At 57.7% G+C, this 20,634-nt stretch carries 19 protein-coding genes; 10 read left to right on the forward strand and 9 right to left on the reverse strand.

The genetic code is table 11. The features are described 5' to 3' along the window. Window positions 1-2: 2 nt before the first annotated feature. The 6 genes from FHC52_RS04795 (at window position 3) to FHC52_RS04820 (ending at window position 6,219) form a co-directional block, all read left to right on the forward strand. The gene (locus FHC52_RS04795; RefSeq protein WP_003858972.1) at window positions 3-335 is read left to right on the forward strand and encodes a YbaB/EbfC family nucleoid-associated protein; all 333 of its coding nucleotides are present in this window, start codon (window positions 3-5) and stop codon (window positions 333-335) included. Continuing rightward, window positions 335-940, forward strand: coding sequence for a recombination mediator RecR (gene recR / locus FHC52_RS04800; RefSeq protein WP_008499298.1), 606 nt, complete (start codon window positions 335-337; stop codon window positions 938-940). Before FHC52_RS04795 ends, recR begins: the two co-directional genes overlap by 1 nt. Window positions 941-1,050: 110 nt before the next feature. Further along, window positions 1,051-2,925, forward strand: coding sequence for a molecular chaperone HtpG (gene htpG / locus FHC52_RS04805; RefSeq protein WP_126306095.1), 1,875 nt, complete (start codon window positions 1,051-1,053; stop codon window positions 2,923-2,925). Between the two features lie 195 nt (window positions 2,926-3,120). Continuing rightward, entirely contained in the window at window positions 3,121-3,765 is a 645-nt protein-coding gene (gene adk, locus FHC52_RS04810) for an adenylate kinase (RefSeq protein WP_006809841.1), read from the forward strand. Window positions 3,766-3,889: 124 nt separating this feature from the next. Further along, complete coding sequence (hemH, locus tag FHC52_RS04815) at window positions 3,890-4,852, forward strand: ferrochelatase (protein WP_023343508.1); 963 nt, start codon at window positions 3,890-3,892, stop codon at window positions 4,850-4,852. A 62-nt stretch (window positions 4,853-4,914) separates the two neighbouring features. Continuing rightward, on the forward strand, window positions 4,915-6,219 hold the full coding sequence (locus tag FHC52_RS04820) for an inosine/guanosine kinase (protein WP_021241626.1): 1,305 nt from the start codon (window positions 4,915-4,917) through the stop codon (window positions 6,217-6,219). Between the two features lie 93 nt (window positions 6,220-6,312). On the opposite strand, the gene ybaL is transcribed toward FHC52_RS04820, so the two are convergent. Together ybaL and FHC52_RS04830 are read right to left on the reverse strand one after the other, a co-directional pair. Continuing rightward, window positions 6,313-7,989, reverse strand: a complete 1,677-nt coding sequence (gene ybaL / locus FHC52_RS04825) for a YbaL family putative K(+) efflux transporter (protein ID WP_008499303.1) — start codon at window positions 7,987-7,989, stop codon at window positions 6,313-6,315. 232 nt (window positions 7,990-8,221) lie between these two features. Beyond that, on the reverse strand, window positions 8,222-9,430 hold the full coding sequence (locus tag FHC52_RS04830) for an MFS transporter (RefSeq protein ID WP_045407951.1): 1,209 nt from the start codon (window positions 9,428-9,430) through the stop codon (window positions 8,222-8,224). 169 nt (window positions 9,431-9,599) lie between these two features. On the opposite strand from FHC52_RS04830, the gene ushA reads away from it, so the two are divergent. Then, window positions 9,600-11,252 carry a bifunctional UDP-sugar hydrolase/5'-nucleotidase UshA gene (gene ushA / locus FHC52_RS04835; RefSeq protein WP_220419931.1) on the forward strand — a complete coding sequence of 551 codons (1,653 nt, stop codon included), beginning with the start codon at window positions 9,600-9,602 and terminating at the stop codon, window positions 11,250-11,252. 90 nt (window positions 11,253-11,342) lie between these two features. Here ushA and ybaK read toward each other — a convergent pair whose 3' ends face one another. The 3 genes from ybaK to copA all read right to left on the reverse strand — a co-directional run bounded on the left by ybaK (window position 11,343) and on the right by copA (window position 15,364). After that, on the reverse strand, window positions 11,343-11,822 hold the full coding sequence (ybaK, locus tag FHC52_RS04840; RefSeq protein WP_008499307.1) for a Cys-tRNA(Pro)/Cys-tRNA(Cys) deacylase YbaK: 480 nt from the start codon (window positions 11,820-11,822) through the stop codon (window positions 11,343-11,345). A gap of 198 nt (window positions 11,823-12,020) precedes the next feature. Continuing rightward, the gene (locus FHC52_RS04845; RefSeq protein WP_126288752.1) at window positions 12,021-12,815 is read right to left on the reverse strand and encodes a TraB/GumN family protein; all 795 of its coding nucleotides are present in this window, start codon (window positions 12,813-12,815) and stop codon (window positions 12,021-12,023) included. 50 nt (window positions 12,816-12,865) lie between these two features. Next, the gene (copA, locus tag FHC52_RS04850) at window positions 12,866-15,364 is read right to left on the reverse strand and encodes a copper-exporting P-type ATPase CopA (RefSeq protein ID WP_220419932.1); all 2,499 of its coding nucleotides are present in this window, start codon (window positions 15,362-15,364) and stop codon (window positions 12,866-12,868) included. A gap of 108 nt (window positions 15,365-15,472) precedes the next feature. Here copA and cueR point away from each other — a divergent pair, with 108 nt between their 5' ends. Continuing rightward, entirely contained in the window at window positions 15,473-15,883 is a 411-nt protein-coding gene (gene cueR / locus FHC52_RS04855) for a Cu(I)-responsive transcriptional regulator (RefSeq protein ID WP_021241620.1), read from the forward strand. Here cueR and FHC52_RS04860 read toward each other — a convergent pair. From FHC52_RS04860 to FHC52_RS04870, 3 genes are read right to left on the reverse strand one after another with little or no spacing between them, the layout of a single operon-like run. Further along, complete coding sequence (locus FHC52_RS04860) at window positions 15,880-16,332, reverse strand: NfeD family protein (RefSeq protein WP_032656590.1); 453 nt, start codon at window positions 16,330-16,332, stop codon at window positions 15,880-15,882. The two genes, cueR and FHC52_RS04860, sit on opposite strands and share 4 nt — an antisense overlap. Further along, window positions 16,329-17,243, reverse strand: coding sequence for an SPFH domain-containing protein (locus FHC52_RS04865; RefSeq protein ID WP_008499312.1), 915 nt, complete (start codon window positions 17,241-17,243; stop codon window positions 16,329-16,331). Before FHC52_RS04865 ends, FHC52_RS04860 begins: the two co-directional genes overlap by 4 nt. 44 nt (window positions 17,244-17,287) lie before the next feature. Beyond that, window positions 17,288-18,139, reverse strand: coding sequence for a hypothetical protein (locus FHC52_RS04870; protein WP_032656592.1), 852 nt, complete (start codon window positions 18,137-18,139; stop codon window positions 17,288-17,290). A 143-nt stretch (window positions 18,140-18,282) separates the two neighbouring features. Here FHC52_RS04870 and fetA point away from each other — a divergent pair, with 143 nt between their 5' ends. Beyond that, window positions 18,283-18,954 (forward strand): iron efflux ABC transporter ATP-binding subunit FetA, encoded by a 672-nt coding sequence (gene fetA, locus FHC52_RS04875; protein WP_032656594.1) that lies wholly within the window; start codon window positions 18,283-18,285, stop codon window positions 18,952-18,954. After that, window positions 18,947-19,729 carry an iron efflux ABC transporter permease subunit FetB gene (gene fetB, locus FHC52_RS04880; protein ID WP_023293126.1) on the forward strand — a complete coding sequence of 261 codons (783 nt, stop codon included), beginning with the start codon at window positions 18,947-18,949 and terminating at the stop codon, window positions 19,727-19,729. The genes fetA and fetB overlap by 8 nt, the downstream gene beginning before the upstream one ends. A 49-nt stretch (window positions 19,730-19,778) precedes the next feature. Here the strand turns inward: fetB and FHC52_RS04885 are convergent, their stop codons facing one another. Then, on the reverse strand, window positions 19,779-20,633 hold the full coding sequence (locus FHC52_RS04885; RefSeq protein WP_023293125.1) for a co-chaperone YbbN: 855 nt from the start codon (window positions 20,631-20,633) through the stop codon (window positions 19,779-19,781). Between the last annotated feature and the right edge of the window lies 1 nt (window position 20,634).

The raw sequence follows: 20,634 nt of genomic DNA on the forward strand, positions 1-20,634 counted from the left end.
CTATGTTTGGTGGAAAAGGCGGTCTGGGTGGCCTGATGAAGCAGGCTCAGCAGATGCAGGAAAAAATGCAGAAGATGCAGGAAGAGATCGCTCAGCTGGAAGTCACGGGTGAGTCCGGTGCCGGTCTGGTCAAGGTGACCATCAACGGTGCGCACAACTGCCGTCGCGTGGAAATCGACCCGAGCCTGCTCGAAGACGACAAAGAGATGCTGGAAGATCTGGTTGCAGCCGCGTTTAACGATGCCGCTCGCCGTATCGACGAAACCCAGAAAGAGAAAATGGCCTCCGTTTCCAGCGGCATGCAGCTGCCGCCTGGCTTCAAGATGCCGTTCTGATGCAAACCAGTCCGCTGCTCACGCAGTTAATGGAAGCACTGCGCTGTCTGCCGGGCGTTGGCCCGAAGTCGGCGCAGCGCATGGCGTTTACGCTATTGCAGCGCGACCGCAGCGGCGGGATGCGCCTGGCGCAGGCTCTGACCCGCGCCATGTCAGAAATTGGTCACTGTGCGGATTGCCGCACCTTTACCGAGCAGGACGTGTGTAACATCTGCACGAACCCGCGTCGTCAGGAAAACGGGCAGATTTGCGTGGTGGAGAGTCCGGCGGACATCTACGCCATCGAACAAACCGGGCAGTTTTCCGGGCGCTACTTCGTGCTGATGGGGCATCTGTCCCCGCTGGACGGCATCGGCCCGGACGATATCGGTCTTGACCGCCTTGAACAGCGTCTCGAGTCTGAAACCATCAAAGAGGTGATCCTCGCCACCAACCCCACGGTGGAAGGGGAGGCAACCGCCAACTACATCGCCGAACTGTGCTCGCAGTATGGCGTTGACGCCAGCCGCATCGCCCACGGCGTGCCGGTCGGCGGCGAGCTGGAGATGGTCGACGGCACCACGCTGTCGCACTCTCTGGCCGGACGTCACAAGATTATTTTCTGACCAAACGGAGGCTGCGCGAGCCGCCTCCGCTTGAAAATTTCCCCCCGTATCCCCATCTCTCCCTCAACGTTTTAAAACCCCATTAAATGGCATTGTTGAGGTCGACATAGATGAAAGGACAAGAAACCCGTGGTTTCCAGTCAGAAGTAAAACAGCTTCTGCACCTGATGATCCATTCCCTGTATTCCAACAAAGAAATTTTCCTGCGTGAGCTGATTTCCAACGCCTCGGATGCGGCGGACAAGCTGCGCTTCCGCGCGCTGTCTAACCCGGATCTGTACGAAGGCGACGGCGAGCTGCGCGTGCGCGTCTCGTTTAATAAAGAGAACCGCACCCTGACCATCGCCGATAACGGCATCGGGATGAACCGCGACGAGGTGATCGACCACCTCGGGACCATCGCGAAATCCGGCACCAAGGCGTTCCTGGAGTCCATGGGCTCTGACCAGGCGAAAGACAGCCAGCTGATCGGCCAGTTCGGCGTCGGTTTCTACTCGGCGTTCATCGTGGCGGACAAAGTCACCGTGCGCACCCGTGCGGCGGGCGACAGCGCCGAGAATGGCGTGCTGTGGGAATCCAAAGGGGAAGGCGAATACACCGTTGATGACATCACCAAAGCGGACCGCGGCACCGAAATCACCCTGCACCTGCGTGAAGGGGAAGATGATTTCCTGAACGACTGGCGCGTGCGCTCCATCATCAGCAAGTACTCCGATCACATCGCGCTGCCGGTAGAGATTGAAAAACAGGAAGAGAAAGACGGTGAAACCGTGGTTTCCTGGGAGAAAATCAACAAGGCGCAGGCGCTGTGGACGCGCAACAAGTCTGAGATTAAAGACGACGAGTACAACGAATTCTACAAGCACATCGCCCACGACTTTACCGACCCGCTGACCTGGAGCCACAACCGTGTGGAAGGTAAGCAGGAGTACACCAGCCTGCTGTACATCCCGGCGCAGGCGCCGTGGGACATGTGGAACCGCGATCACAAGCATGGCCTGAAGCTGTACGTGCAGCGCGTGTTCATCATGGACGACGCCGAGCAGTTCATGCCGAACTATCTGCGCTTTGTGCGCGGCCTGATCGATTCCAACGATCTGCCGCTGAACGTCTCCCGCGAAATTCTGCAGGACAGCACCGTCACCCGTAACCTGCGCAACGCCCTGACCAAACGTGCGCTGCAGATGCTGGAAAAACTGGCGAAAGACGATGCCGAAAAATATCAGACCTTCTGGAAACAGTTCGGTCTGGTGCTGAAAGAAGGCCCGGCTGAAGACATGGCAAACGTTGAAACCATCGCCAAACTGCTGCGCTTTGCTTCTACGCACACCGACTCCTCCGCGCAGACCGTGTCGCTGGAAGAGTACATCTCCCGCATGAAAGAAGGGCAGGAGAAGATCTACTACATCACCGCCGACAGCTACGCCGCGGCGAAGAGCAGCCCGCACCTGGAGCTGCTGCGTAAGAAAGGCATCGAAGTGCTGCTGCTTTCCGACCGCATCGACGAGTGGATGATGAACTACCTGACCGAGTTCGACGGGAAGGCGTTCCAGTCCGTTGCTAAAGCGGACGAATCCATCGACAAGCTGGCGGATGAAGTGGACGAAAGCGCGAAAGAAGCCGAGAAGGCGCTGGAGCCGTTCATTGAGCGCGTGAAAACCCTGCTGGGCGACCGCGTGAAAGAGGTGCGCTTCACGCATCGTCTGACCGACACTCCGGCCATTGTCACCACCGATGCCGACGAAATGAGCACCCAGATGGCGAAGCTGTTCGCCGCGGCGGGCCAGGCGGTACCGGAAGTGAAATATATCTTTGAGCTTAATCCGGATCATCCGCTGGTGAAACGCGCGGCGGATACCCAGGACGACGCCCGCTTTGCCGAGTGGGTTGAACTCCTGCTGGATCAGTCCCTGCTGGCCGAACGCGGCACGCTGGAAGATCCTAACCTCTTCATTAAACGTGTGAATGCGCTGCTGCTGGCGTAATTGACCACGCCTCTCCTGGTCTTCTCCCTCTCCCCGAGGGAGAGGGCCAGGGTGAGGGCACCAGACCGCACTATCCCAAATTATCTCCCCCCATTAACCGTTTCAGCCTTCCTGCCTTCCTTGAGCGATGCCCGTTCTGGTGGTATTGTTTAGCGCTTTTGAAAAATTGAAACGACTTTTGAGGGGATTTTCGCAATGCGTATTATTCTGCTTGGCGCTCCGGGCGCGGGTAAAGGAACTCAGGCTCAGTTCATCATGGAGAAATACGGTATTCCGCAAATCTCCACCGGTGATATGTTGCGCGCCGCTGTTAAATCTGGCTCCGAGCTGGGTAAACAGGCGAAAGACATCATGGACGCAGGCAAGCTGGTGACCGACGAGCTGGTAATTGCTCTGGTCAAAGAGCGCATTGCTCAGGAAGACTGCCGTAACGGTTTCCTGCTGGACGGCTTCCCACGTACCATTCCTCAGGCTGACGCCATGAAGGAAGCGGGCATCAACGTGGACTACGTTCTGGAGTTCGACGTACCGGACGAGCTGATCGTTGACCGCATCGTTGGCCGTCGCGTACACGCTGCCTCTGGCCGCGTTTACCACATCAAATTCAACCCGCCTAAGGTTGAAGGCAAAGACGACGTGACCGGCGAAGAGCTGACCACCCGTAAAGACGATCAGGAAGAGACCGTGCGCAAGCGCCTGGTGGAATACCATCAGATGACTGCGCCGCTGATCGGCTACTACACCAAAGAAGCGCAGGCGGGTAACACCAAATACGCCAAAGTTGACGGCACCAAAGCCGTGGCTGACGTGCGTGCTGAGCTGGAAAAAATCCTCGGCTAATCGCATCTCTCTCACCCGGGCCACCGGGTGAGAAAAATTCTCATCTTACCTATTACAGCAATGGGTTTCGTTTAAACGCATTTCCGCTACAATTGACAACCATTCAAATGGTTAAGAGGCGTGAATGAGTCAGGCGAAAACCGGCATCCTGCTTGCCAATCTGGGTACTCCAGAAGCACCTACATCAGACGCGGTAAAACGCTACCTGCGACAATTTTTAAGCGACACGCGCGTCGTGGATTTTCCGCGACTGCTGTGGTGGCCGCTGCTGCGTGGCGTCATTCTGCCGATCCGTTCTCCGCGCGTCGCCAAACTCTATCAGTCCGTCTGGATGGAAGAGGGCTCGCCGCTGATGGTCTACAGCCGTCGTCAGGAGAAGGCGCTGGCCGCCCGCCTGCCGGAGATGCCCGTTGCGCTCGGCATGAGCTACGGCAAACCGTCTCTGGAAAGCGCGGTGGACTCGCTGCTGGCGCAGGGCGTGGACCATATCGTGGTGCTGGCGCTCTACCCGCAGTACTCCTGCTCGACGGTGGCCGCCGTCTGGGACGAGCTGGCGCGCATTCTGGCGACCCGCCGCCGCATTCCGGGCGTGACCTTTATTCGCGACTACGCGGATAACGAGCTGTACATCAAGGCGCTCGCCAACAGCGCGCGCGCGTCGTTTGAAAAACACGGCGAGCCGGATCTGCTGCTGCTCTCCTATCACGGCATCCCGCAGCGTTTCGCCAATGAAGGGGATGATTACCCGCAGCGCTGCCGCGATACCACCCGCGAGCTGGTTTCCGCCCTCGGCCTGCCGCCGGAGAAGGTGATGATGACCTTCCAGTCGCGCTTCGGCCGCGAGCCGTGGCTGACGCCATACACCGATGAAACCCTCAAAATGCTGGGTGAGAAGGGCGTGAAGCACATTCAGGTGATGTCGCCGGGCTTCTCGGCAGACTGTCTGGAGACGCTGGAGGAGATCGCGGTGCAAAACCGGGAATTTTTCCTGGAGGCTGGCGGCGAAAAGTACGAGTACATTCCGGCGCTTAACGACTCCCCTGAGCATATCGACATGATGGTCTCGCTGGTAACGAACGGTCGCTGATCGCACTCCGGGCCGGGTTTGTGCTACCATTCCCGGCCCATATTCTTCGTACAGTTCAGACCATGAAATTTCCCGGTAAACGCAAATCCAAACACTACTTCCCCGTGGATGCCCGCGATCCGCTCCTGCAGCAAATCCAGCCAGAAAATGAAACCAGCGCGGCGTGGGTCGTCGGTATCGACCAGACGCTGGTAGACATTGAAGCGAAAGTGGATGATGCGTTTGTCGCCCGTTACGGTCTGAGCGCCGGTCACTCGCTGGTGATTGAAGATGACGTTGCCGAAGCGCTGTACCAGGAGCTGGTGCGCGAAAACCTGATTACCCATCAGTTCGCCGGCGGCACCATCGGCAACACCATGCACAACTACTCCGTGCTGGCGGACGACCGCTCTGTCCTGCTCGGCGTAATGTGCAGCAACATTGAAATCGGTGGCTACGCCTATCGCTACCTGTGCAACACCTCCAGCCGTACCGATCTGAACTATCTCCAGGGTGTCGACGGCCCGATTGGCCGCTGCTTTACGCTGATCGGTGAATCCGGCGAGCGGACCTTTGCCATCAGCCCGGGCCACATGAACAAGCTGCGCGCGGACAGCATTCCCGAAGAGGTGATCGCGGGCGCCTCGGCGCTGGTGCTGACCTCCTACCTGGTGCGCTGCAAGCCGGGCGAGCCGATGCCGGAAGCGACCATGAAGGCGATTGAGTACGCGAAGAAGTACGACGTGCCGGTCGTTCTGACGCTGGGCACCAAATTCGTGATTGCCGATAACCCGGAATGGTGGCAGGCGTTCCTGAAAGAGCACGTCTCGATTCTGGCGATGAACGAAGAAGAAGCCGAAGCGCTGACCGGTGAAAGCGATCCGCTGCTGGCGTCTGACAAAGCGCTGGACTGGGTGGATCTGGTGCTCTGCACCGCGGGTCCGGTTGGGCTGTATATGGCTGGCTTCACCGAAGAAGAGAGCAAACGCAAAACCCAGCATCCGCTGCTGCCCGGCGCGATTGCCGAGTTCAACCAGTACGAGTTCAGCCGCGGCATGCGTTTTAAAGACTGTGTTAATCCGCTGCGTATCTACTCGCACATCGCCCCGTATATGGGCGGGCCGGAGAAGATCATGAACACCAACGGCGCGGGCGACGGCGCGCTGGCCGCGCTGCTGCACGACATCACCGCTAACGCCTACCACAAAACCAACGTGCCAAATTCCAGCAAGCACAAGTTCAGCTGGCTGACCTATTCGTCGCTGGCGCAGGTATGCAAGTACGCCAACCGCGTAAGCTATCAGGTGCTGAACCAGCACTCACCGCGCTTAACGCGTGGCCTGCCGGAACGGGAAGACAGCCTCGAAGAGGCTTATTGGGACAGGTAAAAGCAAAACGGCAACCTGTGGTTGCCGTTTTTAGTGTTTGTTCCCTCTCCCTGTAGGAGAGGGCCAGGGTGAGGGCATCAGGACGCACCAAACTTACCCCGTCACCGCCTCTTCAACCGGCGGTTTTTCCAGCAGCGTCAGCATCGTATTCGCAATCTCGCGCTCGCCCATCACCACCTTATCCGCACCGCGCTCGGTAATGTAATCTACCTCGTCGTCGTAGTGCGCCCGGGCGATAATCTCAATGTTTGGACACTTCGCGCGCGCGGAGGCGACAATCTCACCCGCCTCATAGCCGTTGGGAATGGTCAGCAGCAGCCAGCGGGCGCAGTCCAGATGCGCCAGCTCCATGATCTCTTCGTTCGCCGCATTGCCCAGCACCGCACGAATACCGCGCTCGCGCAGCTCGTCAACGCGGGTGCGTGACGTTTCAATTACCACCAGCGGAATGCCCTGCGCCATCAGCTTCTCGCCAAGCAGGCTGCCGACGCGGCCAAAGCCGACCAGCAGGGCGTGATTGCAAATATCGACCGGGATCTGCTTCTCTTCTTCGATGGCCTCTTCCAGCGTCTGCTCTTCCAGCGTTTCGGTTTTATCGAGGTATTTTTCCAGCAGGGCAAACAGCACCGGGTTCAGCATAATTGACAGGATCGCCCCCGCCAGCACCAGGTTTTGTCCGGCCTGCGGCAGCAGGTTCAGGGCCATGCCCAGACCGGCCAGAATAAAGGCGAACTCGCCAATCTGCGCCAGGCTGGCGGCAATGGTCAGCGCCGTCCGCGGAGAGTGGCCGAACATCCGCACCAGGAAGAAGGCGGCGAGCGACTTACCAAAGATAATGATCGCCAGCGTGCCCAGCACGGCCAGCGGCTGCTGGATCAGAATAAGCGGGTCAAACAGCATCCCGACGGAGACGAAGAACAGCACGGCAAAGGCGTCGCGCAGCGGCAGGGTGTCGTGTGCGGCGCGGTGGCTCAGCTCGGATTCGTTCAGCACCATCCCGGCAAAGAACGCGCCCAGCGCGAAGGAGACGTCAAACAGCTCAACGGCGCCAAAGGCGATACCGAGCGCCAGCGCCAGCACGGAGAGGGTAAACAGCTCGCGGGATCCGGTCGCCGCGCTGCGGGACATGATCCACGGCACCAGACGGCGACCCACCAGCATCATGATGGCGATAAACGCCACCACCTTCCCGATGGTGATGCTCATATCCAGCGCCAGCGAGGCGAAGCCGATATTGTCTTTTTCCATCATGCCGGCGACGGCGGGCAGCAGCACCAGCGTCAGGACCATCACCAGATCTTCCACAATCAGCCAGCCTATTGCGATCTGTCCGCGCTGGCTGTCTATCAGCTGTCTCTCCTCAAGCGCGCGCAGCAGCACCACGGTACTGGCGGTTGAAAGACACAGCCCAAATACGATACCGGTCATCAGCGACCAGCCCAGCACGGCCGAAAGCGCCATCCCAAGCAGCGTCGCCACCCCTATCTGGGCGATCGCTCCCGGTATGGCAATCGACTTTACCGCCATCAAATCCTTCAGGGAGAAGTGCAGGCCGACGCCGAACATCAGCAGAATCACGCCCAATTCCGCCAGCTCAGGGGCCAGTTTGGTATCCGCAACAAAACCTGGCGTAAACGGTCCCGCCAGCACACCTGCCAGCAGATAGCCGACAAGAGGAGAAATACGCAGCTTATTGGCAATCATGCCGAGAATAAAAGCGAGCACAAGTCCACCAACAATGGTGGTGATAAGCGGTGTGGCGTGGTGCATTCCGTCTCCTTTCGTGGTGAGTGTTCCATTTTTGGCGTGAATACCAAAAAACCAGGTAATAGTTTATGACAATTTTTACCCTTATGTTTATGAATAATTGTTGAAGTTTGAATAAAACAGCAATATGCACGTAAAAAAGCGCATTTTGATAAATTCAGCGCGGGGATGAAGAGGAAACCCTTATGGTATAAGGGTATCAGGTAGCTAAAGCATAAGTTTAGCTACCCGTAATTCACGCTTTATGGCGGTTATCAGGCAGGAATATGGTCAACATGCCAAGAAGTGGCAGGAAAGCGCAGATTTTATAAACCAGGAAGATGCTGGTGTGATCCGCAACCATCCCTAACACCGCTGCACCCAGCCCGCCCATGCCGAAGGCGAAACCGAAAAACAGTCCGGAAACCATACCGATACGTCCAGGCAGCAGCTCCTGGGCATAAACCAGAATGGCGGAAAACGCGGAGGCGAGAATAAAACCAATAATCACGGTCAAAATCCCCGTCCATTCAAGGCTGGCGTACGGCAAAATGAGGGTAAAAGGCGCTACGCCGAGGATAGAGCCCCAAATGACATATTTACGGCCAATCTTATCGCCCACCGGCCCGCCAATTACCGTCCCTGCGGCCACCGCGAACAGGAAGGCAAACAGGTGGATCTGCGCGTTTTGTACCGATAATCCGAATTTTTGCATCAGATAAAAGGTGTAATAGCTGCTGATGCTCGCCATATAGAAGTATTTCGAGAAAATCAGCACCAGCAGGACGGCAACCGCGAGGATAACCTTATTGCGCGGCAGGGGGTTGATAACCTTCGCTTTAGGTTTTCCTTTATTCACCCGATGCTGAGCGGCATACCAGCGGCTAATCTGCGCCAGCACGATAATCGCCAGCAGCGCGGCCAGCACAAACCACGCCACGTTGCCCTTACCGTAAGGGGCAATAATAACCGCGGCCAGCAGCGGGCCGAGGGAACTGCCAAAGTTACCGCCCACCTGGAAAAGTGACTGCGCCAGGCCATGACGACCACCGGACGCCATGCGCGCCACGCGGGACGATTCCGGATGGAACACCGATGAACCGGTTCCCACCAGCGCGGCGGCAATCAGCACGGCTTCAAAACTCCCCGCCATGGCCAGCAGCACTAGCCCGCTTAGGGTAAAGCACATGCCTATGGGCAGCGACCACGGCATAGGATATTTATCCGTCCAGTAGCCCACCACCGGCTGCAGCAGCGAGGAAGCCAACTGGAAGGTCAGGGTGATCATCCCAATCTGCACGAAGGTGAGTGAAAACTCGGACTGCAGCAGCGGATAAATAGCCAGAATCAACGACTGGATCATGTCGTTGAGCAGGTGCGAGAGACTGATTGCGCCTAAGACTTTAAAGGAGGTGCGCGACGCTGGCGCGCCCGGAACGGGCTGGGTTGAGTCACTGATTGCCATAGAGAGAAGTACCACGTCTTGAGTTATTAGCGATGCAGGGTGTAATTATTATCCGACTAACATACCCGCCCGGGACATTTGAAGAAAGTCGCAATTCTGAAAACTTATTTGTCTATTCTTATTAGTCACTGTAATTTCTGCCTTTGTCTATTGGTCAGGGAGAGAGAAGATGAAGTTAATGAAGCGGGGCGTCGCGCTGGCGCTCATCGCGGCGTGGGGTCTGGTAAGCCTGCCCGTGCAGGCGTATGAAAAAGACAAAACCTATAAAATCACCATTCTGCATACCAACGATCACCACGGTCATTTCTGGCGCAGTGAATACGGCGAATATGGCCTGTCGGCGCAAAAAACGCTGGTGGACGGCATTCGTAAAGAGGTGGCAGCCCAGGGCGGCAGCGTGCTGCTGCTGTCGGGAGGCGATATCAATACCGGCGTGCCGGAATCCGATTTACAGGACGCCGAGCCCGATTTCCGCGGCATGAACCTGATTGGCTACGACGCGATGGCCGTCGGTAATCATGAGTTTGATAATCCGCTGAGCGTCCTGCGTCAGCAGGAGAAGTGGGCCAAATTCCCGTTCCTCTCCGCCAACATTTACCAGAAAAGCACCGGCGAATGCCTGTTCAAGCCGTGGGCGCTGTTTAAGCGTCAGGATCTGAAGATCGCGGTCATCGGCTTAACCACCGACGACACGGCGAAAATTGGCAACCCTGAGTTCTTTACCGATATCGAATTCCGCAAACCGGCAGACGAAGCGAAGCTGGTGATTCAGGAGCTGCAGCAAAACGAAAAGCCGGACGTGATTATTGCCACCACGCACATGGGGCACTACGACAACGGTGAGCACGGCTCCAATGCGCCGGGCGACGTGGAGATGGCGCGCAGCCTGCCGGCGGGCTCGCTGGCGATGATTGTGGGTGGTCACTCACAGGATCCGGTCTGCATGGCATCCGAGAATAAAAAGCAGGTGGACTACGTGCCGGGCACGCCGTGTGCGCCAGACCGTCAGAACGGTATCTGGATTGTGCAGGCGCACGAGTGGGGGAAATACGTAGGCCGGGCGGACTTCGAGTTCCGTAACGGCGAGATGAAGCTGGTGCACTATCAGCTCATTCCGGTCAACCTGAAGAAGAAGGTCACCTACCCGGACGGGAAAAGCGAGCGCGTACTTTACACCCCAGAGATTCCAGAAAACCAGCAGATGATCTCCCTGCTGACGCCGTTCCAGAACAAAGGCAAGGCGCAGTTGGATGTGAAAATCGGTACGCTGAACGGTCGTCTGGAGGGGGACCGCAGCAAAGTTCGCTTCGTGCAGACCAACATGGGCCACCTGGTGCTGGCGGCGCAAATGGCGCGCACCGGGGCTGATTTTGGCGTGATGAGCGGTGGCGGCATTCGTGATTCCATCGAAGGTGGTAACATCACCTATAAAGACGTTCTGAAGGTGCAGCCGTTCGGTAACGTGGTGGTTTATGCCGACATGAGCGGGAAAGAGGTTGTTGAGTACCTGACCGCCGTGGCGCAGATGAAGCCGGATTCCGGGGCCTATCCGCAGTTTGCCAACGTGAGCTTCGTAGCGAAAGACGGCAAGCTTAACGACCTGAAGATCAAAGGCGAACCGGTTGACCCGGCGAAAACGTACCGTCTGGCGACGTTAAGCTTTAACGCCACCGGCGGCGACGGCTATCCGCATATTGATAATAAACCGGGCTACGTGAACACCGGCTTTATCGATGCAGAAGTGCTGAAGCAGTATATCGAGCAGAATTCGCCGATTGACGTGAATGCGTATGAGCCGAAAGGCGAGGTGAGCTGGCAGTAGTGCGGTTGTGTTGCCCGGTGGCGCTGCGCTTACCGGGCCTACGGGTGCAAAATGTAGGCCGGGTAAGGCGTAGCCGCCACCCGGCTTTTTTTACTCCCTGCGCGCAATATCCGCAAACTTCGCGTCCAGCATTTTTGCCAGGTCGCCCGCGGCCAGCTCAATATCCAGCCCGCGCTTGCCGCCGGAAATATAGATGGTCTCAAATTCCTGTGAAGGGGCATCGATCAGCGTCGGCAGGCGTTTTTTCTGCCCGAGCGGGCTGATGCCGCCCACCAGGTAGCCCGTGGTGCGCTGCGCCACCATCGGATCCGCCATATCCACCTTCTTCGCCCCCAGCGCTTTGGCGACCTTCTTCAGATCCAGCTGTCCCGCCACGGGAGTCACCGCCACGGCGAGATGCTTCATATCGCCATTCACCGCCACCAGCAGCGTTTTATAGACCTGGTCCGCGTTCAGCCCCAGCTTACGCACCACTTCATCACCAAAGTTGGTTTCATTCGGATCGTGATCGTAGGTGTGGATCCGGAAAGAAATGTTGTTTTTTTCAAGTAATTTAACGGCGGGAGTCATAGCTATCCTTCTTACGACAGACAATTCATGCAGCCAGCATACGCCTGACGTTTGTCTAAAAAATAGCACCATCTTGCGCAATAGTGTTGGCAGTGATGGTCACTTTGAGCGACAATCGGCTCAGCCGAAGGTCACTTCGGTATAATAAAAACGATGAAATTCCTCTTTGACGGGCCAATAGAGATATTGGCCATTTTTTTATTTCAGCAACGACGGCAAATTCCCTTCGCCGTATAAATGTAACGCCCCAACCGCCACCACGTATTCCCCCGCAGGCAGAGCATACAGCGTCTCTCGCCAGGCTTTGTTACGCGCATTCATCAGCACATCATACAGCGATTCACTGAACGTCGACGGTAGCGCCAGCCTGCCGTCCGCAGGCGGCGCATCCAGCCACCAGCCAATCATGGTCTGCAGCAGGCGTGCGTTGGTGTGCCAGTGGGTGAGGGTATCATCCAGCAGCATCAGACCGTCGTCGGGAAGCTCTCGCAGGAGCGCAATCTGGCTGTCCGTACCTTCCAGTTCGATGATCGGCATACGGCGCGCCCGCGCCACGTTCAGCAGCTGGTAATCAATGCCGTAATCACCCCGCAGCCCCAGACGCTGGGCCTGCGTGGCCTGTAATACCATTGCGATTTGCCACAGCGGCAGGGTGTCAATCATGGAGAGCGATACGCCGGTTTCCTCGGCGACGCGCGTCAGTTCCGCGAGCTGGGCCTCATTCAGACGTTCCGCCAGCGGGAGATCGCTTTCAAGCCCGGCAAACGGTGACTCATGGCCCGAGATGTCCGCCTCGACGACCAGCGCGTCGGCGCGCTTCAGGCGCTTTATCAGACCGGGCGGCAGAGGTGACATACCCTGCGTGCCCATATGGATACTGCCGACCAGGTGCAGGTGTTGCCCGCCGGGAAGCGAGATATCCAGACCGGGCCAGGCGTAACGGCGAGGGAAAAGGGCGCGAAACGATGTTTTTATACGATGAAACAGACCCATACGCGCTCCATAAACGGAAAGGTTCATGCTAGCGCGTACGGGTACAAGGTTCAATCCTTCGGTTTAAAGCGCAACAGCCGGTTGGCGTTGCTGACCACGGTGATGGAGGAGAGCGCCATCGCCGCACCCGCGACCACCGGATTAAGCAGCGTGCCGGTCAGCGGCCACAAAATGCCGGCAGCAATCGGGATACCGAGCGAGTTGTAGATAAACGCCCCCAGCAGGTTCTGCTTCATGTTGCGCAGCGTGGCTTTCGAAATGGCCAGCGCATCGGCCACGCCCATCAGGCTGTGGCGCATCAGCGTAATGGCGGCGGTTTCGATGGCCACGTCGCTGCCGCCGCCCATCGCGATCCCCACATCCGCCTGGGCCAGCGCCGGGGCATCGTTGATGCCGTCGCCGACCATTGCCACCTGACGGCCCTGACGTTGCAGGTTTTTAATGGCGTCCGCTTTGCCGTCCGGCAGTACGCCCGCAATCACCTCATCAATACCGGCTTCTTTCGCGATGGCGTTGGCGGTGGTCGGGTTATCCCCGGTCAGCATCACCAGACGGTAGCCCGCACGGTGCAGGCGCTGTAAGGCGTCCACGCTGTCCTGGCGAAGCGGATCGCGCACGGCCAGCAGCGCGGCAGCTTTGCCGTCCACCGCCAGCAGAACCGGGGTAGCGCCCTGAGACGCCTGCGCCTTCAGCTCGTTTTCCAGCGCAGCGGTATCAATACCGTTTTCATTGAGCAGCGCCTGGTTGCCCAGCAGCAGCGCATGGCCTTCTGCCTCACCGCTCACGCCGAGCCCGCGCAGGGTGCGGAAGTTGCTCACCTGCGGCAGGGCAGACGCATTGGCTTTATCGAGAATAGCGCGCGCCAGCGGATGGCTTGAGCCTTGCTCCATCGCGGCGGCGAGACGCAGCGCCTCCTCTTCGGCAATGCCTGCGGTCGTGACGGCGACCACCTGCGGTTTACCTTCCGTCAGCGTGCCGGTTTTATCAAACACCAGCGTGTCGAGGGTGCTGGCCCGCTGCAGCGCGTCCGCGTCCCGCACCAGTACGCCAAATTCGGCCGCGCGCCCTACGCCGGAGATAATCGACATCGGCGTCGCCAGTCCAAGGGCGCAAGGACAGGCGATAATCAGCACCGTGGTGGCGATCACCAGGGTATACACAATCTGCGGCGCGGGGCCGAAGAAGTACCAGATCGCCGCGCTTAGCAGGGCAATGCCGACCACCACCGGCACAAAAATGGCCGAGATTTTGTCAGCAAGCTGGCCAATCTCCGGCTTGCTGCTCTGCGCCTGGCGTACCATGCGGATAATACGCGACAGCGTGGTGTGGCTGCCGACGGCGCTGGCGGTGAACAGCACGCTGCCGTCCTGCACGACCGTACCGGCATGCACGGCGTCGCCGTCGGATTTCTGCTGGGGGATCGGTTCCCCGGTCAGCATCGCTTCATCCAGCCAGGCTTCGCCCTGGGTTATCTTACCGTCAACGGGAACGCGGTCGCCGGTGGTCAGACGCAGCGTCATGCCGGGCTGAACCTCGGCCAATGGAACGCTCTTTTCCCCCTCGTCCGTGACCACGCGGGCCGTCGGCGGGGTTAAATCAAGCAATCTTTCCAGCGCTTTCGAGGAACGCTGACGGGCGCGGGCTTCCAGCATATGGCCTAAGTTGATCAGGCCGATAATCATCGCGCTCGCTTCATAATAGAGATGCCGCGCTTCCATCGGGAACCACTGGGGCCAGACGTTCACGCTCATGGAATAGAGCCACGCCGCGCCGGTCCCGAGGGCGACCAGGGTATCCATCGTCGCGGTGCGGTTTTTCAGGCTCTTCCAGGCGCTGGTATAGAAATGCCCGCCTGCAAACACCATCACCGCAAGGGTAATCAGACCAATCACCAGCCACAGCGTGCGGTTGTCGTCGGTAACCATCATGTTGTCGCCGAGCATGCCCCACACCATCACCGGAATACCCACCAGCAGGGCGACAATCGCCTGCCAGCGGAAGCGCTTCATGGTGGCGATAGCCGTTTCCTGCTGGCGCTCGCGGCGTTTGGCATCATCTTCGATGGCCTTCGCGCCGTAGCCCGCTTTTTCAACGGCCTGCACTAATTCTGCGGCGGAGGCGCTGCCCATCACCAGCGCAGTACGCTCCGCAAGATTCACCCGTGCCTGCGCGACGCCCGGTACCGCCTGCAGGGCGTTTTGTACCCGGGAGACGCAGCTGGCGCAGCTCATGCCGTTGATCAGCAGCTGTTGGCTGTCATCAATATCATCCGCTGCCGGAAGCTCAGGAGTGGCCGCTGTCAGTGCTTCCGACGGGGATGATGACTCTGCCAGCGGTTTAGCCTTTGGGTGGCTTAACTCCGCCCCGTAACCGGCCTGTTTAATGGTATCAATCAGCGCGTCGGCGCTGGCGCTGCCGGTCACGGCGGCATGGTCGATATTCACTTCAGCGCTTTCCACATCAGGACGCTGTTCCAGGCTTTCTTTAACGCGTTTGACGCAGTGGCCGCAGGAGAGGCCGTCCAGCGTCAGGTCGATAGTGTGAGACATAACAAAACTCCCGTATAATATATTGGTCAGTTGTTGACCGGAGTAACGCTTTTCGCTAACTGTTATGAAGGTTAAACCTTCCATCAAGGGGAAGGTCAAGGGGGAAATGTGAATATCAGTGACGTGGCAAAAAAAACCGGCTTAACCAGCAAAGCGATCCGCTTTTATGAAGAGAAGGGGCTGGTAACGCCGCCGCTGCGCAGTGAAAACGGCTACCGCAGCTACACCCAGCTGCATCTGGATGAGCTGACGCTGCTGCGCCAGGCAAGACAGGTCGGGTTTAATCTGGAAGAGTGCGGCGAGCTGGTTAACCTGTTCAACGATCCGAAGCGTCACAGCGCGGACGTGAAAAAACGCACCCTGGAAAAGGTAGCCGAAATTGAACGCCACATCGTCGAACTGCAGGCGATGCGCGAACAGCTGCTGCAGCTCGCGGACTCCTGTCCGGGGGATGACAGCGCCGACTGCCCGATTATTGATAATCTTGCCGGCTGCTGCCACCGCAAAACCCACGCTTAACAGGCTTTTACCCGCAGGGTAATGCCTTCCACCGCAATGACTTCAACCCGCGTGCCGGCGCTGAGGTCATCGTCGGCCACCACCGGCCACGAGCTGTCGCCTACGCGCATGTGCCCGCGTCCGTTCACCAGCGCGGTGTCGAGGGTAAAACGCTTGCCGACAATCTGCTGTCCGCGCTGGTTAAGGTGGGCGTCCACCGGTTTCTGCTCCTTAACCCGTCGGTTGAGCCAGCGCCACCACAGCCACGCGGCCACCAGCGTCAGCGCGGCAAACAGCGCCCCCTGCCACGCCCAGTCCAGGGGAAGGATCCAGACCAGAAGACCGGTAATGACGGCGGCCACACCGCTCCAGAGCAGGTAGCCGTTGCCGCCCAGCATCTCCGCTGCCAGCAATAAGCCACCGAGACTTAGCCAGAAGGCATGAGGATGTGCAACGATGAGCTCAATCATTTTTTACGCTCGTTTCCGCTGTCCTTAATAAGTTCGGCGATCCCCGCGATAGAGCCCATCAGGCTGCTGGCATCCAGCGGCATCATCACCACTTTGCTGTTGTTCGCCGAGCCGATCTCTTTCAGCGCGTCGGTATATTTTTGCGCAACGAAGTAGTTCACGGCCTGAATATCACCGGCGGCAATTGCCTCGGACACCATCTGGGTCGCGCGGGCTTCTGCTTCGGCGGAACGTTCACGCGCTTCCGCCTGTAAGAACGCGGACTGACGGTCGCCTTCCGCTTTCAGGATCTGCGACTGTTTTTCCCCTTCCGCTTTGAGGATCTCCGCCTGGCGTACCCCTTCGGCTTCCAGAATGTAGGCGCGCTTGGTTCGCTCAGCTTTCATCTGGGCGTTCATGGAGGCAATCAGCTCCGCCGGCGGGCGCACGTCGCGGATCTCGATGCGGGTGACTTTGATCCCCCACGGGTTGGTGGCCTCATCGACAATGTGCAGCAGGCGGGTGTTAATGCTGTCGCGCTGGGAAAGCATCTCGTCCAGCTCCATCGAGCCGAGTACGGTACGGATGTTGGTCATTGTCAGGTTGACGATCGCCAGCTCCAGGTTGCTGACCTCATAGGCCGCTTTTGGCGCATCAATCACCTGAATAAAACAGACGGCGTCGATGGTGACGTTGGCGTTATCCTTGGAGATCACTTCCTGGGACGGAATGTCCAGAACCTGCTCCATCATGTTGATCTTGCGGCCTATCCTGTCCATGAACGGGACAATCAGGCTTAAGCCGGGCTGGAGCGTGTTGGTGTAACGGCCGAAACGCTCGACGGTCCACTGATAACCCTGAGGGACAATTTTGACGCCAGCGCCCACGATAACCAGCGCAACGAAAATAAGGACGGGAACAACGATAAGCATAAAAACCTCCTGTTTTGCATGCCGTGATGAGTGAAAGTGTGTATTTATTGCTCGTAAGTATAGGTAAAGTCAGAGATGAAGCCATCACCCGCTTCGGCAATGGCTTTGGATAATCCCTGGTAGTAATGCTCCAGCCCCCGCGCTTCGATACGCTGGATCTGTTCGCGAAGGGGGGCGCAGAACAGAACGGCATTTCCCGCCTCAACGCGTTTGTTATTCGGTGGAAGGTCGCCCGCGATGGCTTTAAACCAGGTTCTGATGCCCTGCTTTAAATTATGCGGCGCTTTTGCCAGGTTATCCATGCCCGTCAGGATCTGCAGAGTAGGGAACTCATCGGCCTGCACGGCGGTTTTCATGCGCGCAAAGAACTGGCTGAACAGCTCGAACGATCCCAGATCGGTGACGCGGGGCTTGGTGGTTTTACCGTTTTTATTGCCGATTTTACCTGCCGCTGACGCCGTGGCCGGAACCGCGTTCACCTTTTCCAGCTCCAGTCCGAACAGCAAATTGCAGTGCGCGCGGCGCGCTTTCAGCGGGTAGGACATCAGGACGTCAATGAACCGGGTGGCTTTCACATCCGCAAGATTGTGGTTGATAAGCCACTGGGTGCGCGAAAATTCCGCCGGAGAGACGAACCAGTCCGGCACCTCATTGAAGCGTTTTGATTTGCCTTTACCGTCAAATTCAAGGAAGTGTGTCCCGTTGTCGAAGGCAAAATAGCAATTTTTGAAGCTGCCGATCGTGGTGTTCACGATGAGCGCCTTCTTAACAAAATCGACCACCTCTTCACCCATCACAAAACGCGTGCGTTCCGACGATTTGATGACGTCCATTAATGTTTCGACATCAGGAACACCAGGCTTCAGGGAGGGAAACTCATAAAAAATATGTGCCATGCTGCATACTTCCTGTAGTGATGGTGGTGACAATTTACAAACAAAAAGCTTAACACTTGCTTCAGCGTGAGGCTATTCGCGCTGCGCGGGCGAAAGGATTATGCTACAGACGGTTATGACAAAAAGCGGTCAACGGAAGCGCAATGAACGATAAAAAAAACGAATTACTTCTCAGGGATGTCGGATTTCGAGTCGGGGAAAACACAATCCTGCAGCACGTCGGGTTTCGCCTGTCGCCGGGCGAGTTTAAATTAATCACGGGTCCCTCAGGCTGTGGGAAAAGCACGCTGCTGAAGATTGTGGCGTCACTCCTCAGCCCGACGGAGGGAGCCATTCTGTTTGAAGGCGAAGATATCGCCTCGCTTTCCCCGGAAAGCTATCGCCAGCAGGTCTCGTACTGCGTGCAAACGCCCGTGCTTTTTGGCGATACGGTCTATGACAACCTGATTTTTCCGTGGCAAATCCGCAATAAAACGCCGGAGCCGGAAAAGTTTATCCACGATCTGGCCCGCTTTGGGCTGGCGCAGGAGACGCTGAGCAAATCCATCAACGCGCTGTCGGGCGGCGAAAAGCAGCGGGTCTCGCTGATCCGCAACCTGCAGTTTTTACCGAAGGTGTTGTTGCTGGACGAAATCACCAGCGCGCTCGATGACGTCAACAAGCGCAACGTTAACGAGATTATTCATCGTTACGCCCGGGAGCAGAACATTGCCGTGCTGTGGGTGACGCACGACGCTAGCGAAATAACCCATGCGGATGACGTAATCACGCTCCAGCCGCACGGCGGGAAAATGCAGGAGGCAAACCGTGGGTGAGCATAACATTACGAACGAATCGCTGGCCTTTTCGATGGTGCTGGTGCTGATTGCGATTGTGGTCAGCTACCGGGAAAAGCTGGGGCTGGAAAAAGATATCGTGTGGAGTATCTGCCGCGCGGTGATTCAGCTCATCATCGTCGGCTATGTGCTGAAGTATATCTTCAACGTTAACCACGCGGTGCTGACGCTGCTGATGGTGCTGTTTATCTGCTTTAACGCGGCGTGGAATGCGCAAAAGCGCAGTAAATACATTGATAAGGCGTTTGTCTCATCGTTTATTGCGATTACCACCGGAACGGCGCTCACGCTGGCGGTGCTGGTGCTCTCCGGCTCGATTGAGTTTACGCCGATGCAGGTCATCCCTATCTCGGGGATGATCGCGGGGAACGCGATGGTGGCCGTTGGGCTCTGTTATAACAACCTCGGCCAGCGTTTCAGCAGCGAACAGCAGCAGCTGCAGGAGAAACTAAGCCTGGGGGCAACGCCAAAGGTGGCCTCGGCGCGGCTGATTCGCGAGAGCATTCGTTCATCGCTGATTCCAACGGTAGATTCCGCCAAAACGGTGGGGCTGGTGAGCCTGCCGGGCATGATGTCGGGGCTGATTTTTGCCGGTATCGATCCGGTAAAAGCGATTAAGTATCAGATCATGGTGACGTTTATGCTGCTTTCCACGGCAAGCCTGTCCACCATCATTGCCTGCTACCTGACCTATCGGAAGTTCTACAACGCGCGCCACCAGCTGGTGGTGACGCAGTTGAAAAAGACGGGGTAACATCGTCTTTGTAGGCCCGGTAAGGCGAAGCCGCCACCGGGCTTTTTTATCAATACAACAGCGCGTAAAGCTGACGACGATACTTCGACGCCAGCGCGTCGCCGGTGCCCAGTGCGGCCAGGATCTCCTGGAACATCTTGCGCGCCTGACCGTCTGCGGCGGCTAAATCTTTTTGCAGATGGCTGAAGAGCAGCTCAAGCGCCTCTTCGTTACGCCCCACCTGATGCAGCTGCAGCGCAAGCTGGCTTGCCAGCGCGGCATCCGCCGGGTTGTCGGCAACCTGCTGCTGCAGCTGTTGAATTTCCGGGGTATCCGCCGCCTGCTTCAGCAGCTCAATCTGTGCAACCAGCCCCTGATAGCGGGTGTCCTGATCCTGCAGCGGAACCGTCTTAAGTACGGCCTCCGCGTCCTCTGAGCGGTGCAGGGCGATCTGCGTCTCCGCCAGCAGCAGGCCAATCTGGCTGTTCTGTTTTGACAGCTGCCACGCCTCTTTCAGCAGCGGCAGCGCCTCGTCGTATTTGCCTTCCTGCATCAGCGCCATGCCTTCCTGCGCTTTCAGCTCTTCTTCGCGCGGCAGCACCTTATCCAGCAGGGCGCGGATAGCCTCTTCCGGCTGCGGCCCCTGGAAGCCATCAACAGGCTGGCCGTTCTGGAACAGATAGACGGTAGGAATGGCGCGCAGACCAAACTGAGACGCGACCATCGGCTCGGCGTCACAGTCCAGCTTCGCGAGAATGAACTGGCCGTTGTACTGGGCGGCAAGGCTTTCCAGCACCGGCGTCAGCTGTAGACAGTGTTGGCTACGTTCAGACCAGAAGTAGAACAGGACCGGTTTGGTCATCGACTGTTCAAGAGTCTGTTGCAGGTTAGCTTCTGTGATATTGACGATATTCTGTACGGACATG

This window comes from Enterobacter sp. EC_64 (assembly GCF_019584165.1).
Lineage (GTDB): Bacteria > Pseudomonadota > Gammaproteobacteria > Enterobacterales > Enterobacteriaceae > Enterobacter > Enterobacter roggenkampii.